Genomic DNA, 15,796 nt, shown 5'->3' with positions numbered 1-15,796 from the left:
CATTGGCTGTGAGTGCTATGATTTTAAAACAGGTTTAGAATGTATATCCGGGCATTATTTCTGAGTTTCTGATATGTGGTCAGGCATCGTCATACTACTTTTCTGATATAAAATAATGAACAGATATTCTAATAATACAGGCGCGGCGTATACCGCCAGCTATTCACGAAGACTTTTCGAGACAGACCCCGAGTTAAAGAACCCACCATTATGAATCTTACCGAACTAAAAAATACGCCGGTCTCTGAGTTAATTACTCTCGGCGAAAATATGGGGCTGGAAAACCTAGCCCGTATGCGCAAACAAGATATTATCTTTTCGATTCTTAAGCAGCATGCGAAAAGTGGAGAAGATATTTTTGGCGATGGTGTGCTGGAAATATTGCAGGATGGATTTGGTTTCCTCCGCTCAGCAGACAGCTCCTACCTCGCAGGTCCAGACGATATCTATGTTTCCCCTAGTCAAATCCGCCGTTTTAACTTACGTACTGGTGACACCATTTCAGGAAAGATTCGTCCGCCGAAAGAGGGTGAACGTTATTTTGCATTACTGAAAGTTAATGAAGTTAACTACGATAAGCCAGAAAACGCCCGTAATAAGATTCTGTTTGAAAACTTAACGCCATTACATGCTAACTCTCGTCTGCGGATGGAGCGTGGTAATGGTTCTACCGAAGATTTAACCGCACGCGTTTTAGATCTTGCCTCACCCATTGGTCGTGGTCAGCGCGGTTTGATTGTTGCGCCGCCAAAAGCGGGTAAGACCATGTTGCTGCAAAACATCGCACAGAGCATTGCTTATAACCATCCTGATTGTGTACTGATGGTTCTACTGATTGACGAACGTCCAGAAGAAGTGACAGAAATGCAACGTCTGGTAAAAGGTGAAGTTGTGGCTTCAACCTTTGATGAGCCAGCGTCTCGACATGTTCAGGTTGCTGAAATGGTTATCGAGAAGGCTAAACGTCTGGTTGAACATAAAAAAGACGTAATCATTTTGCTCGATTCCATTACCCGTTTAGCCCGCGCATACAATACGGTTGTACCTGCTTCAGGAAAAGTATTGACTGGTGGTGTGGATGCGAATGCCCTACATCGCCCAAAACGTTTCTTTGGTGCTGCTCGTAATGTGGAAGAAGGCGGTAGTCTGACCATTATTGCTACGGCATTGGTGGATACTGGCTCTAAAATGGATGAAGTTATCTACGAAGAGTTTAAAGGTACGGGTAACATGGAGTTACACTTATCTCGTAAGATTGCAGAAAAACGTGTGTTCCCTGCTATTGATTACAACCGTTCTGGTACTCGTAAAGAAGAATTGCTGACAACGTCAGAAGAATTACAGAAAATGTGGATCCTGCGTAGAATCATCCATCCTATGGGCGAAATTGACGCAATGGAATTCCTCATCAATAAGTTAGCGATGACGAAAACTAATGATGAATTCTTCGATATGATGAAGCGTTCATAATAATCAGTTAAATAGTTATGAGTATTAGAGTAATATTCTGATACTCATAAACTTTATCGAGAGCCGTTAATCGTGAATTTACTCAGTATGAGTGGCGATCTTATTATCGTCTTTTTGTTTTCTCTGGCTTTTATATTTATTGCGCGCAAAGTAGCTAAAAGTATTGGCTTAGTAGATAAACCAAATTATCGGAAACGCCATCAGGGTGTCATTCCATTAGTTGGTGGGATTTCTGTTTATGCCGGGATTTGCCTGTATCTTTTTCTTAACTGGAATGAGATCGGGCAACCCGGCATTTATCTTATTTGTGCCGGGATTTTAGTTTTAGTTGGTGCTGTTGACGATCGTTTTGATATTAGTGTTAAGTTCAGGGCAACAGTGCAAGCGCTGGTAGCTATCTCAATGATGGTTTTTGCTGGTTTGTATCTCCATAGCCTGGGATTTATTTTAGGGCCGTGGGAGCTGGTGCTTGGCCCCGTTGGTTATGTGGTGACGCTGTTTGCCGTATGGGCTGCAATTAATGCTTTCAATATGGTTGATGGTATTGATGGCCTACTAGGCGGATTAGGGTGTGTCACTTTTGGTGCTTTAGGTGTTTTATTAGTCATTGATGGACAAGCATTTTTAGGTTATTGGTGCTTTGCTATTATTGTCGCTATTATTCCTTATCTATTGCTCAACCTAGGTGCGTTTGGTAAGCGTTACAAAGTGTTTATGGGTGATGCCGGCAGTACGCTAATTGGTTTCACCGTTATCTGGATTTTACTGCAGAGCACCCAAGGTGTCGGTCATCCAATGAATCCTGTGACTGCTTTGTGGGTTATTGCGATTCCTCTGATTGATATGATTGCCATTATGTACCGTCGGTTACGTAAAGGCATGAGTCCATTTGCTGCCGATCGACAGCATATTCATCATCTCATTATGCGAGCAGGTTTCACCTCCCGTCAGGCGTTTGTGCTGATTACGTTGGCGGCAGCACTCTTGGCAACAATAGGTGTTGCCGGGGAACACCTATTTTTTATCTCTGAATGGATGATGTTGGCACTATTCTTGCTTGTATTTGTATTGTATGGCTTTTGTATTAAGCATGCTTGGCGCGTGGCTCGTTTTATTAAACGCACGAAGCGCCGTATGCGGCGAACTCATGAAAATCAGCGAATTTCCTAACCAGAGGCTTTTGTCTTAGACATGAAATCAGAGATCCAGTCAGTTGATAATGAATTAGATATTCGTAGTCTGTGTTATTCATTATGGTACGGAAAAATATGGATTGTTGGTATTGCCATTATTTTTGCGGCTATTGCTTTAGGTTACTCTTATGTAGTCAAACAGGAGTGGAGCACTACGGCAATTACTGATAAACCGACAGTCAGTATGCTTGGTGGTTACTATTCACAAGAGCAGTTTCTACGCGGTCTTATCAGAACCAGTAGTAATAATGCCGCGGTGGTAGAAACACCTATTGCGGAAGACGTTTACAGCGAATTTATCATGCAGCTCTCTTCCTATGATACTCGTCGCGATTTTTGGTTACAGTCCGACTATTACAAGCAACACCAGTCAGGTGATGTGCGTGCTGATGCGGTAGTGCTGGATGAGCTGATTAACAATATTGCTTTTATTCCTAAGGACGATAAGAAAGGGGTAAACGATAGTGTTAAATTGACTGCTGAAACACCAAGCGATGCAAACCAACTACTGCGGCAGTATATAAATTTTGCTAATCAGCGCGCAGTATCGGGTTTAAATGCAGAATTACAAGGTACTTGGTCAGTACGTCAAACGTCCCTTGCCCGCCAGATTCAGCGTCAGGAACAAATGGCGAATGCAGTATACCAACGAGAATTAAAACGCTTACAACAGGCACTAACCATTGCTCAGCAACAAGGGATCACACGTTCTCAAACTGCGGTTCCAGCAGATCAATTGCCTAACTCCGAACTGTTTTTATTAGGTAAGCCAATGCTTCAGGCTCGATACGAGGCATTGCAGGCGAATGGTCCTGATTTTGAGAATGATTACGATCACGATCGTGCGGTGCTGTCTTCTCTGAATGATGGGGCGAAATTGGATAACCAGTTTAAAGCATATCGTTATTTGCGGACGCCTGAGGACCCAATTACCCGAGATAAACCTCGCCGTCTATTCCTGCTGATTATGTGGGGTGGGGTGGGAGCGCTAGTTGGTGCTGGAATTGCACTGACTCGCAGACGTAAAAAAGAAATACGATAAGGATAGGTGCCTTAGGGCACCTGAATGGCGTAACTGCCGTGATAACTGACTTAAAGAGATAGCTCTGTGAAAGTGTTAACTGTTTTTGGCACGCGACCTGAAGCAATTAAAATGGCTCCATTAGTGCATGCATTGGCTGATGATGACTATTTTGAGTCGAAAGTTTGTGTGACGGCTCAACATCGGGAGATGTTGGATCAGGTACTTAAGTTATTCAATATAAAACCTGATTACGATCTGGATATTATGCGCCCGGGGCAAGGTTTGACAGAAATTACCTGTCGTATACTTGAAGGGTTAAAACCGGTTTTGGAAGAATTTAAGCCGGATGTGGTCTTGGTTCATGGTGATACCACCACGACTCTTGCCACCAGTTTGGCGGCTTTTTATCAGCGCATACCTGTTGGGCACGTTGAGGCTGGCTTACGCACTGGCGATCTATATTCTCCGTGGCCAGAAGAAGGAAACCGCAAACTGACGGGCCATCTGGCGATGTATCATTTTTCTCCAACAGAGACGTCAAAGCAAAATTTATTAACGGAAGCGATACCTGACAGCCGTATTTTTGTTACAGGAAACACGGTGATTGATGCTTTATTTTGGGTACGTAATCGTATCCATAATGATGCTCAATTAAAACAGGAGATGGAGCAACGTTACTCTTTCCTGCAGCAGGATAAAAAAATCATTCTAGTCACGGGCCATCGTCGGGAAAGTTTTGGTGATGGTTTTGAGCGGATTTGTAGTGCGTTGGCTGACATTGCTCGTACCCATCCTGATGTGCAGGTAGTTTATCCGGTACATCTTAATCCGAATGTCAGAGAGCCGGTTAAGCGTATCCTGAGTCATATTGATAACGTGATCTTGATTGAACCTCAGGATTATCTGCCGTTTGTTTATTTGATGGATCACGCTTACTTAATTTTAACTGACTCTGGCGGTATTCAGGAAGAGGCCCCTTCTTTAGGCAAGCCGGTTTTAGTTATGCGTAAAACCACAGAGCGTCCGGAAGCGGTTTCTGCAGGGACGGTTAGATTAGTTGGTACAAATATTGCATTGATTTTAGAAGAAGTGAGCCGGCTATTAACGGATGAAAATGAATATCACTTAATGAGCCGGGCACATAATCCTTACGGTGACGGAAAAGCCTGTCAGCGTATTCTCGATGCTTTAAAAAATAATCAGGTGAAGCTATGAGTTTTGAAACAATTTCAGTAATCGGTCTTGGCTATATTGGCTTGCCTACTGCAGCCGCTTTTGCGTCGCGCAAAAAAAAGGTTATTGGCGTAGATATTAATCAGCACGCGGTGGATACCATTAACCGCGGTGCGATTCATATTGTTGAGCCTGATTTAGATAAAGTAGTTAAAGAAGCCGTTGATGCAGGTTGCTTACAGGCGGTGACTAAACCGTTAGCTGCGGATGCATTTTTGATTGCAGTTCCAACGCCTTTTAAAGGCGATCATGAGCCAGATATGGTGTATGTGGAAGCAGCTGCTAAGTCTATTGCACCCGTATTGAAGAAGGGAGATCTGGTTATTCTGGAGTCAACCTCTCCGGTTGGTGCGACTGAACAGATGGCTGGTTGGTTGGCGGCCGCTCGTCCGGATCTTACTTTCCCTCAACTGGCTGGTGAAAAGGCTGATATTAATATCGCTTATTGCCCTGAGCGTGTATTGCCAGGGAAAGTGATGGTAGAACTGATTCAAAACGACCGCGTAGTGGGCGGTATGACACCCCGCTGTTCGGATCGTGCTAGCGAGTTATATAAAATTTTCCTGAAAGGCGAGTGTGTTATTACCAACTCACGCACTGCGGAGATGTGTAAATTAACCGAAAACAGTTTCCGCGACGTCAATATTGCCTTTGCCAACGAGCTGTCACTGATTTGTGATCATCAAGGCATTAACGTATGGGAGCTGATTCGTCTGGCTAACCGCCATCCTCGGGTTAATATTTTGCAGCCGGGACCTGGTGTTGGTGGTCACTGTATTGCTGTCGATCCATGGTTTATTGTGGCGCAAAATCCTCAAGATGCACGTTTGATTCGTATTGCTCGTGAAGTGAATGATGGCAAACCTTATTGGGTGTTGGATAAAGTGAAATCTGCGGTAGCAGATTGCCTGACGGCTACCGGCAAACGTGCGGCAGAGATTAAAATTGCTTGCTTTGGTCTGGCATTTAAACCGGATATTGACGATCTGAGAGAGAGTCCGGCGCTAGAGATTACCCACATGATCGCTGACTGGCATGCAGGAACAACGCTGGCCGTTGAGCCAAACGTTCATCAATTACCAAAAATATTAGCTGAAAAAGCGTGTTTAACCGATACCGAGAAGGCGCTGGTTGACGCAGATGTTTTGGTCATGCTGGTTGATCATCGTCAGTTTAAGGCGATTAGCCCAGAACAAGTTAAGCAACAGTGGATTATTGATACAAAAGGGGTATGGCGTTGAGAAAGATTTTAGTCACTGGCGGAGCCGGTTTTATCGGCTCTGCGGTAGTGAGACATATTGTTCAGGATACCAAAGATAGCGTATTGGTGGTTGATAAGCTGACTTATGCCGGAAATCTGGATTCATTGGTGGAAGTGTCTGATAGTGACCGCTACTCTTTTGAACAGGTAGATATTTGTGACAGAGCCGCGCTAGATCGCATTTTTGCACAATATCAACCGGATTTAGTGATGCATTTGGCGGCTGAGAGCCACGTAGATCGCTCTATTGATGGTCCTGCAGCGTTCATTGAAACTAATATTGTTGGAACTTACACGTTGCTTGAGGCCGCTCGCCACTATTGGATGGGGCTGGATACGGCACTGAAGCAAGCGTTTCGTTTTCACCATATTTCTACCGATGAAGTCTATGGCGATTTGCACGGGACGACAGACTTGTTTACTGAAACAACGCCTTATGCACCGAGCAGCCCTTATTCTGCCTCTAAAGCATCCAGCGATCATTTAGTCAGAGCTTGGCTACGTACCTATGGTTTCCCAACCATTGTGACGAATTGTTCTAATAACTATGGACCATATCATTTTCCTGAGAAGTTAATCCCTCTGATAATTTTGAATGCATTAGAAGGAAAAGCGTTACCGGTTTATGGTAATGGCGCTCAAGTCAGGGACTGGTTATTTGTTGAAGACCATGCCAGGGCTTTATATAAGGTAGTCACTGAAGGTGTTATTGGTGAAACCTATAATATTGGTGGTCATAATGAGCGCAAAAATATTGAAGTCGTGCGTACCATTTGCCAGTTACTGGAAGAGTTAGCGCCATCAAAGCCTGAAGGCGTAGCTAAATATGAGGATCTGATTACCTACGTAACGGATCGTCCAGGCCATGATATGCGCTATGCAATCGATGCCAGCAAAATTGAGCGTGAACTGAACTGGAAACCATTAGAAACCTTTGAGTCAGGTATCCGTAAGACAGTTTCTTGGTATCTGGCGAATCAACAATGGTGGCAACGCGTTCAGGATGGAAGTTATGCCAGAGAGCGTATTGGCTTGAAATCATAGTTCTGATAACAAAATAACCTGGGAGTCTAAAGCTGAGCTCCCAATCATTATATTCTATTTATGTAATATCTCTGGCTTTCGATTAATACAAGCGCTAGGGAAATGGTGATGTCAATGAAAGGTATTATTTTAGCGGGTGGTTCAGGTACCCGACTGTATCCAATTACGCGCGGCGTATCAAAACAGCTGCTCCCTATTTATGATAAGCCAATGATTTATTATCCGATTTCCGTGCTGATGCTGGCGGGAATTCAGGATATTTTGATTATTTCTACCCCGGAAGACTTACCGTCATTTCAGCGTTTGCTTGGTACTGGTGAAGAGTTTGGGGTTAAACTCAGCTATGCAGCCCAGCCTAGTCCGGATGGATTAGCGCAGGCATTTCTGATCGGCGAAGAGTTTATTAACGGTGACTCCTGCTGTTTGGTCTTGGGTGATAATATCTTTTTTGGTCAAAGTTTCAGCTCAAAACTGCGTAATGTTGTTACCCGCGACAAGGGCGCAAGCGTTTTTGGCTATCAGGTGATGGATCCGGAACGCTTTGGTGTTGTTGAATTTGATGACAATTTCCGGGCACTGTCGATTGAGGAAAAACCGCTTAAACCTAAGTCAAATTGGGCGGTTACCGGGCTCTATTTCTACGATAATCAAGTGGTGGAATTAGCGAAGCAGGTCAAGCCGTCTCCACGTGGTGAACTGGAAATTACTAGTATTAACCAAATGTATCTCGAGCAAGGTACGTTGAATGTTGAACTGCTTGGTAGGGGGTTTGCTTGGTTAGATACAGGAACGCACGATAGTCTAGTTGAGGCTAGCACCTTTGTACAAACGGTAGAAAAACGACAAGGGTTTAAAATTGCCTGCCTGGAAGAGATAGCTTGGCGTAATGGTTGGTTAGATGATGCAAGCGTATTAAAAACGGCGAAGCTTCTGGCCAAAACAGGTTATGGAAAATATTTGCAGGATTTGCTCAATGTCCGTCCACGCCAATATTGAGCCTCTTGAGTGGGAGAGCGAATTCTTTTCGCTCTCTACCGCTAAGCTGAATTTTAGCGAATCGGCTGTTAGCCCATTAGATGTGCAAATGTTGTCTGGTTTCCAATTGGTTCAGGCCAAAGTGCCTGCGTCGCGTGGTGACTGGATCGATACTTTAAGCGCATTGGATTTTCAACTGGTTGAAGGTGAAGTGGATTTTGTTGTATCACTTGATGCTGTAATTGACAGTTCACCCAGTCTACTATTTTCCTGCCGGTTGGCTACAGAACAGGATATACCCGCATTACGAGCGGTCGCATCAGATGCTTTCCGCCTGAGTCGATTTCGTGCTCCATGGTATCAGAATAGCGATAGTGGTCGTTTCTATGCGTTATGGGTTGAAAAAGCCGTATTAGGGACTTTCGACCATAGTTGTCTGATACTCGAGGATAAAGAGGGGCATCCTCAGGGCTTTGTGACGTTACGTGATACTGGTGATAACCAAGGGCGTGTAGGTCTGTTAGCTGTTTGGCCAGGCTGTAGCAATAAAGGCGTAGGTCTTGAGCTGATAAAGGTAGCGAAAAATTGGTGTGTGGCACGAAAATTGAGCCACCTCTGTGTTGCTACCCAGATGGGAAATCTTGCAGCTTTGCGCCTTTATATTCGTAGCGGTGCTTGCATCAATAGCACAGCATATTGGCTATACAGATAACGATTTATAGATGTCTATTTAACAAATTACTCAGGTGAAAAAATGATTCCTTTTAATGCTCCTCCGGTTGTTGGTACAGAACTCGAATATATGAAAGCCGCAATGAGTAGCGGTAAATTATGTGGTGACGGTGGCTTTACCCGTCGCTGCCAGCAGTGGATGGAACAACATTTTGGCAGCCATAAAGTGTTGCTAACGCCATCGTGTACTGCTTCATTAGAGATGGCTGCATTATTACTGGATATTAAATCTGGTGATGAAGTGATCATGCCAAGTTTTACCTTTGTTTCAACGGCTAATGCTTTTGTATTGCGTGGCGCTAAAGTGGTGTTCGTGGATGTCCGTCCGGATACCATGAATATTGATGAAACTAAAATTGAAGCAGCGATTACTGAAAAGACCCGAGCAATTGTTCCGGTTCATTATGCTGGTGTGGCATGTGAGATGGACACCATTATGGCTTTAGCTAAAAAGCATAAACTGTATGTGATAGAAGATGCGGCTCAGGGCGTGATGTCAACCTATAAGGGTAAAGCATTAGGTACCATTGGTCATATTGGTTGTTTTAGCTTCCATGAAACGAAAAACTATACGGCGGGTGGCGAAGGTGGGGCAACGTTAATTAACGATCCTGCGCTGATTGAGCGGGCAGAAATTATTCGTGAGAAGGGGACTAACCGTAGTCAATTTTTCCGCGGTCAGGTAGATAAATATACTTGGCGTGATATTGGCTCCAGTTATCTGATGGCTGACTTACAGGCTGCATACCTGTGGGGTCAACTGGAAGCCGCAGATCCGATTAACCAGCGTCGTCTGCAACTATGGCACAACTACTATGACGCATTTAAGGCTTTGGCTGCACAGGGAAGGATTGAATTGCCAACGATTCCATCAAACTGCCAGCAAAATGCACATATGTTTTATATTAAGCTGAATGATGTAGAGGATCGCACCCGTTTTATCAGTTATTTGAAAGAAGCGGAAATTATGGCTGTATTCCACTATATTCCCCTGCATGCTTGCCCTGCTGGTGAAAAGTATGGTGAATTCCATGGAGAAGATCGCTATACCACTAAAGAGAGCGATCGCCTGGTTCGTTTACCGTTATTCTTTAATATGACAGACATTAATCAACGGACTGTCATCAATACGATTCTGAGTTATTTCGCCTGATATGTCTTTGGCTAAAGCATCAATTTGGACTGCCGCCTCCACGCTGATTAAGATCGGCATGGGGTTATTGATCGTTAAATTGTTGGCCGTCTCTTTTGGCCCCAGCGGTGTAGGGCAGGCAGGTAATTTTCGCCAGTTAATTACCGTATTGGGCGTGCTATCGGGGGCTGGGATATTTAATGGTATCACGCGTTACGTAGCACAATACCAACAAGAGCCTGAACAGCTGCGCAAAGCACTGGGAACATCCGCCAGTATTGTGCTAGGTTTTTCCACTCTGTTGGCGGTCATCTTTTTACTCTTTGCCGAGCCTATCAGCGTAGGGTTATTTGGTCATACTGAATATCAGAATGTGGTGAGGGCGGTTGCATTCATTCAGATAGGGATTGCCTACGCAAACTTCTTCTTAGCCGTTTTGAAAGGCTATCGTGATGCGATAGGTAATGCTCTTGGTGTGATTGGCGGTAGTCTGTTTGGCGTAGTGGGATATCTGGTTTGTTATTATCTGGGCGGTTATGAAGGCGCATTGGCCGGCTTGGCGCTGGTTCCCGCGCTGGTGGTTATCCCTGCTGGTTTTATTCTGTGGCGCAGAAAAACGATTCCTTTTGGTTATCTGAAGCCGATGTGGGATAAGGCGCTAGCCAGTAGCTTGGGCAAATTTACCATCATGGCATTAATTACCTCTGTGACGTTACCTGTTGCTTATGTGATGATGCGTAATCTGCTGGCAGAGCACTATAGCTGGGATGATGTTGGTATTTGGCAGGGGGTCAGCAGTATTTCCGATGCTTATCTACAGTTTATTACTGCTTCGTTTACTGTTTATCTGCTTCCCACCCTTTCTCGCCTGACCAATAAGTCTGACATTTCACGAGAAATTTTACGCTCACTGCGTTTTGTTTTACCTGTCGTGGCTATTGTTAGTTTTAGCGTTTGGTTATTGCGTGATTTTGCCATTTGGCTGCTGTTTTCCAGCAAGTTTGTCGCAATGCGCGATCTGTTTGCTTGGCAACTGGTGGGCGATGTGTTGAAAGTAGGTTCGTATGTCTTTGGTTATTTGGTCATTGCTAAGGCATCATTACGGTTTTATATCCTAACGGAAGTGAGCCAGTTTGCTTTACTAACCGGATTTTCACATTGGTTGATACCGCAGAATGGTGCCGTGGGTGCAGCCCAATCTTATATGGCTACCTATATCATCTATTTTGTACTTTGTAGCTGTGTTTTCTTTATTTACCGTAGAAGATTATGACGACTTTGATTCATATATTGGGTTCTGATATACCCCACCATAATTTAACGGTGCTGCGTTTTTTTAACGATGTTTTATCAGCACAAGTGCCCCATGAGTATGTGCAACACTTTATGGTTGCTGCAAAGGATGCATCGTCATTTGAGTCATTTAACCAGTTGAAGATTGAAAGCTATGATGATAAAGCATCATTAGCTCAGGCAGTGATCGCACGGGCAAAAGTTGACCCAGAAGCGCGTTTCTTACTCCACGGTCAATTTAATACCAAATTATGGCTTGCTCTGCTATTCAGTAAAATTAATCCTAAACGTGTTAGTTGGCACGTTTGGGGGGCCGATTTGTATGAAGACTCCACCCGTTGGAAGTTTCGCCTGTTTTATCGGTTACGCCGCTTTGCTCAGGGAAAAGTAGGGCATGTTTTCGCTACCCGGGGTGATTTGATGCATTACCAACAGCGGCATCCTGATACGTCTTGCTCATTGCTCTATTTTCCAACCCGCATGGATCCCTCCTATCAACCTTCGCTAACTGATAAAAGCCATAAAAAAACGTTGACGATTCTGGTGGGTAATTCTGGCGATCGTACTAATCGCCATATTGAAGTACTGCAGGAAATTCACCGCCAATTTGATAAAGGGCAGGTTAAAATTATTATCCCGCTGGGATATCCAGCGAATAACCATACCTATATTTCAGAGATTAGTGCTAAAGCGGTAGAATTATTTCCTCAGGGGCAGGTCATGTTGTTGACTGAGCAAATTCCTTTTGATGAATACTTATCCATTCTTTCTGGCTGTGATTTAGGCTATTTCATTTTTAATCGCCAGCAGGGAATTGGTACGCTTTGTTTGCTGATTCAAAGCGGTGTACCTTTTGTTGTGAGTCGTCATAATCCATTCTGGAACGATCTTCAGGAGCAGAAGATCCCATTTTTGTTCTATGGCGATAGCATAGAGATGGAAACGGTTCGGGAGATTCAAGAAAAAACCGCTACACTGGATAAAAGCCATATTGCCTTTTTTAATCCTAATTATATTAGTGGGTGGAAGCAGGCGCTTGTTGTGGCTGCTGGAGAGGTAAAATAATGGAACCTGCACAGTTTGGTGGTTTGTTTGTTGTTTACCTGATATCACTGATATTTATTCTGACTTTAACTTATAAAGAGTTTAGAACGGTACGCTTTAACTTTAACATATTATTTTCACTGCTTTATTTATTGACCTTCTATTTTGGCTTCCCGCTGACGTGTGTGCTGGTTTTTCAGTTTGATGTACAAGTGGTTGCAGTGGATTCCTTACTTAATGCGTTACTTTCAGCAACCTGTTTTTATGCTATTTATTATGTTTGCTATAAAACCCGATTATTAAAGCCGAGTGATAAGCCTCGTCCTGCGCTATTTACCATGAATCGTGTTGAAACCAATCTAACTTGGATACTGTTAGCGTTGGTAGCGATAACTACCGTTGGAATATTCTTCCTGCAAAATGGTTTTTTACTGTTTAAGTTAGAAAAATATAGCCAGATTTTCTCCAGTGATGTTTCTGGTGTAGCACTAAAACGTTTTTTCTATTTCTTTATTCCTGCCATGCTGGTTGTCTATTTCCTCAAGGAAAATACCCGTAGCTGGTTTTTGTTTTTAATTAGTACCGTCGCCTTTGGCGTTTTGACCTATGTTGTTGTCGGTGGGACGCGGGCAAATATCCTAATTGCTTTCTCTCTATTCCTGTTTATCGGCATTGCTCGCGGGCACATCACATTGTGGATGCTGGTAATGGCGGGTGTTGCTGGTGTTGTTGGCATGTTCTGGTTGGCGTTAAAACGTTATGGCATGAACGTATCTGGTGCGGAAGCATTTTATACCTTCTTGTATCTCACTCGAGATACGTTCTCCCCGTGGGAGAATTTGGCATTACTTTTGCAAAATTACGACAAGATAGAGTTTCAGGGCTTGGCTCCCATTGTTCGTGATTTCTATGTGTTTATTCCCAGCTGGCTATGGCCCGATCGACCTAATTTAGTCGTGAATACGGCAAATTATTTTACCTGGGAAGTATTGGACTATCACGCTGGCCTGGCGATATCACCAACCTTGATAGGCTCTCTGGTGGTGATGGGGGGCGTTTGGTTTATCCCTCTAGGGGCGGTGTTGGTAGGTTTAATTATTAAATGGTTTGACTGGGTATATGAGAAGGGTCGGACTGAAACTAACCGCTATAAAGGTGCCATTATGCAGGCATTTTGCTTTGGTGCGGTTTTTAACATTATTGTATTAGCCCGGGAAGGTTTAGATTCTTTCGTTTCCCGAGTTGTTTTCTTTGCACTGATATTTGGGCTATGTCTGATAATTGCTAAGCTGCTGTATTGGGTGTTTGACACCTGCGGCATGATACGCCAGCGAGTCCGTTGTTCTCTGTCTTCTGGTCAGGTAAAAATTGATAATGCGAAAGCAGGTTAGGAGAGTAGTGTGAATATTGCTAAATATAGTATTCGCGGTATTGATATATGGGGCTTTCGTAACATGGCTCAGTTTGTCGACTATCTGTTTGACGATAGCGATATGAAAACCGGGACGCTGGTTGCGATCAATGCAGAGAAGGTGATGACCGCAGAGCAAGATAAGCCTTTGCGTGAGTTGATTGATGCGGCTGAGTATAAATATGCTGATGGAATCAGTATCGTACGTTCCATTCGTCGTAAATATCCGGATGCGGATGTACAGCGCGTTGCTGGTGCCGATCTCTGGGAAGCGCTAATGGAACAGGCGGGAAAGCAGGGAGTACCGGTATTTTTGGTGGGAGGAAAACCAGAAATATTGACAGAGGTTGAGCAAAAGCTGAAAAGTCAGTGGAATGTGAATATTGTTGGTAGTCAGGATGGTTATTTCAAACCGGAAGAGCGTGAAGCGCTATTTGAACGTATCCGTGCCAGTGGAGCCAAATTCGTGACGGTTGCTATGGGATCGCCAAAGCAAGAGATGTTTATGCGCGATTGCCGTAAAATCTATGCTGACGCACTGTATATGGGCGTCGGTGGAACCTATGACGTGTTTACCGGTCATGTTAAGCGTGCACCAAAGGTATGGCAAGACATGGGGCTGGAGTGGTTATATCGTTTGCTAGCCCAGCCAACCCGTTGGCGTCGACAGTTTAAGCTGTTTAAGTATGTCGTTTACCATTACACCAATCGTCTTTAGTTGATAAATTACTGCCAATAAAAAAAGCCCTTAAGGGCTTTTTTTATCGTTTAAATTCAACCAAAAATTAGCTTTCTTTTACTGCAGAGGTCGCCATAGCAGCTTCTTTTTGCTCTTCAGCTTTACAAACAGCAGCTATAAATACCACGTCTGTTGATGAGTTAATTGCGGTTTCTACCGAATCTTGCAGAACCCCGATAATGAAGCCCACCGCAACAACCTGCATAGCGATCTCATTCGGGATACCAAACATGCTACAAGCTACTGGAATCAGCAGTAAAGAACCGCCAGCGACGCCTGACGCACCACAGGCACATATGGAGGCAATAACACTCAGCAGTAATGCAGTTGGGATATCAACCGCGATATTTAAAGTATACACAGCCGCTAATGTTAATACCGTGATAGTCACTGCGGCCCCCGCCATATTGATAGCGGTACCGAGAGGAACGGCAACGGAGTAGGTTTCTTCTTTAAGCTTCAGTTTTTTACACAGGGTCATGTTGACCGGAATATTTGCAGCTGAACTGCGGGTAAAGAAGGCTGGAATGCCGCTGTCACGCAGGCAGGTAAACACCAATGGATATGGGTTTTGACGCGTGATAATAAATACAATGAGTGGGTTAAGTACCAGCGCAACCACTGCCATACATCCGATTAATACCATCAGCAGATGGGCATAGCCACGAAACGCGGAGAACCCTGTTTCTGGATCTGACAGCGTGGCGGCGACTAAACCAAAAATACCGATAGGAGCAAAGCGGATTACCAGACGTACAATAAAGGTAATACCGTAAGAGAGATCGCTGACTACGGTTTTAGTGGTATCAGATGCATGGCGTAGAGCTACGCCTAATGCAATACCCCAGACCAGAAGGCCAATATAGTTTGCTTCTATAAGGGCTCTGATAGGGTTATCCACCATTTTAAACAACACCGCATGGAGAACTTCGATTACGCTTCCTGGGGGGCTTAGTGAAGCATTCGTGGTGGCTAAAAGCAGTTTTGAAGGGAACAGAAAACTGCCTAAAACGGCAATTAATGCAGCAGCAAAAGTACCAATCAGATACAGCACAACGATTGGCCGCATATTGGTTTTTTGTCCTTGCTTATGGTTGGCGATAGAAGAGGCAACCAAAATAAAAACCAGAATAGGTGCAACGGACTTCAGCGCACTGACAAACAAATTACCTAAAAGACCAACGGCTTGAGCGGCGTTTGGTGATACGAGTGCTAGAATGATGCCAGCCAGCATGCCGATTAATA

Annotated in this window: 14 protein-coding genes; 13 read left to right on the top strand and 1 reads right to left on the bottom strand. The window is 44.1% G+C overall.

Annotated features, from left to right (window positions below; translation table 11 throughout):
• The first annotated feature begins 210 nt into the window (after nucleotides 1–210).
• The 13 genes from rho (at nucleotide 211) to wecG (ending at nucleotide 14,530) form a co-directional block, all read left to right on the top strand.
• Nucleotides 211–1,470 (top strand): transcription termination factor Rho, encoded by a 1,260-nt coding sequence (gene rho, locus HYN51_RS15660; protein ID WP_047782390.1) that lies wholly within the window; start codon nucleotides 211–213, stop codon nucleotides 1,468–1,470.
• A 72-nt stretch (nucleotides 1,471–1,542) separates the two neighbouring features.
• Nucleotides 1,543–2,640: a UDP-N-acetylglucosamine--undecaprenyl-phosphate N-acetylglucosaminephosphotransferase gene (gene wecA / locus HYN51_RS15655; RefSeq protein ID WP_108900869.1), complete on the top strand. Its 1,098-nt coding sequence runs from the start codon at nucleotides 1,543–1,545 to the stop codon at nucleotides 2,638–2,640.
• Nucleotides 2,641–2,661: 21 nt separating this feature from the next.
• Nucleotides 2,662–3,705 (top strand): ECA polysaccharide chain length modulation protein, encoded by a 1,044-nt coding sequence (gene wzzE / locus HYN51_RS15650; RefSeq protein ID WP_108900868.1) that lies wholly within the window; start codon nucleotides 2,662–2,664, stop codon nucleotides 3,703–3,705.
• A gap of 66 nt (nucleotides 3,706–3,771) precedes the next feature.
• Nucleotides 3,772–4,902, top strand: coding sequence for a non-hydrolyzing UDP-N-acetylglucosamine 2-epimerase (gene wecB / locus HYN51_RS15645; protein ID WP_108900867.1), 1,131 nt, complete (start codon nucleotides 3,772–3,774; stop codon nucleotides 4,900–4,902).
• The gene (wecC, locus tag HYN51_RS15640; protein ID WP_108900866.1) at nucleotides 4,899–6,161 is read left to right on the top strand and encodes a UDP-N-acetyl-D-mannosamine dehydrogenase; all 1,263 of its coding nucleotides are present in this window, start codon (nucleotides 4,899–4,901) and stop codon (nucleotides 6,159–6,161) included. Before wecB ends, wecC begins: the two co-directional genes overlap by 4 nt.
• Entirely contained in the window at nucleotides 6,152–7,225 is a 1,074-nt protein-coding gene (rffG, locus tag HYN51_RS15635) for a dTDP-glucose 4,6-dehydratase (RefSeq protein ID WP_192878419.1), read from the top strand. Before wecC ends, rffG begins: the two co-directional genes overlap by 10 nt.
• Nucleotides 7,226–7,339: 114 nt before the next feature.
• Nucleotides 7,340–8,221, top strand: a complete 882-nt coding sequence (gene rfbA / locus HYN51_RS15630; RefSeq protein ID WP_108900865.1) for a glucose-1-phosphate thymidylyltransferase RfbA — start codon at nucleotides 7,340–7,342, stop codon at nucleotides 8,219–8,221.
• Nucleotides 8,199–8,912 (top strand): dTDP-4-amino-4,6-dideoxy-D-galactose acyltransferase, encoded by a 714-nt coding sequence (rffC, locus tag HYN51_RS15625; RefSeq protein ID WP_108900864.1) that lies wholly within the window; start codon nucleotides 8,199–8,201, stop codon nucleotides 8,910–8,912. The genes rfbA and rffC overlap by 23 nt, the downstream gene beginning before the upstream one ends.
• 42 nt (nucleotides 8,913–8,954) lie before the next feature.
• Nucleotides 8,955–10,085, top strand: a complete 1,131-nt coding sequence (gene rffA / locus HYN51_RS15620) for a dTDP-4-amino-4,6-dideoxygalactose transaminase (protein WP_108900863.1) — start codon at nucleotides 8,955–8,957, stop codon at nucleotides 10,083–10,085.
• A 1-nt stretch (nucleotide 10,086) separates the two neighbouring features.
• The gene (wzxE, locus tag HYN51_RS15615; RefSeq protein WP_108900862.1) at nucleotides 10,087–11,337 is read left to right on the top strand and encodes a lipid III flippase WzxE; all 1,251 of its coding nucleotides are present in this window, start codon (nucleotides 10,087–10,089) and stop codon (nucleotides 11,335–11,337) included.
• The gene (locus tag HYN51_RS15610; RefSeq protein ID WP_108900861.1) at nucleotides 11,334–12,422 is read left to right on the top strand and encodes a TDP-N-acetylfucosamine:lipid II N-acetylfucosaminyltransferase; all 1,089 of its coding nucleotides are present in this window, start codon (nucleotides 11,334–11,336) and stop codon (nucleotides 12,420–12,422) included. The genes wzxE and HYN51_RS15610 overlap by 4 nt, the downstream gene beginning before the upstream one ends.
• Nucleotides 12,422–13,792, top strand: a complete 1,371-nt coding sequence (gene wzyE / locus HYN51_RS15605) for an ECA oligosaccharide polymerase (protein ID WP_108900860.1) — start codon at nucleotides 12,422–12,424, stop codon at nucleotides 13,790–13,792. Before HYN51_RS15610 ends, wzyE begins: the two co-directional genes overlap by 1 nt.
• Before the next feature lie 9 nt (nucleotides 13,793–13,801).
• On the top strand, nucleotides 13,802–14,530 hold the full coding sequence (gene wecG, locus HYN51_RS15600; protein ID WP_108900859.1) for a lipopolysaccharide N-acetylmannosaminouronosyltransferase: 729 nt from the start codon (nucleotides 13,802–13,804) through the stop codon (nucleotides 14,528–14,530).
• 67 nt (nucleotides 14,531–14,597) lie between these two features.
• On the opposite strand, the gene sstT is transcribed toward wecG, so the two are convergent.
• Complete coding sequence (sstT, locus tag HYN51_RS15595) at nucleotides 14,598–15,785, bottom strand: serine/threonine transporter SstT (protein ID WP_108902094.1); 1,188 nt, start codon at nucleotides 15,783–15,785, stop codon at nucleotides 14,598–14,600.
• Nucleotides 15,786–15,796: the final 11 nt, after the last annotated feature.

Origin of the sequence: Limnobaculum parvum, from assembly GCF_003096015.2 — a bacterium.
Lineage (GTDB): Bacteria > Pseudomonadota > Gammaproteobacteria > Enterobacterales > Enterobacteriaceae > Limnobaculum > Limnobaculum parvum.
Note: the sequence above shows the minus strand (reverse complement) of the source record. Positions and strands in the feature narration are given on the sequence as shown.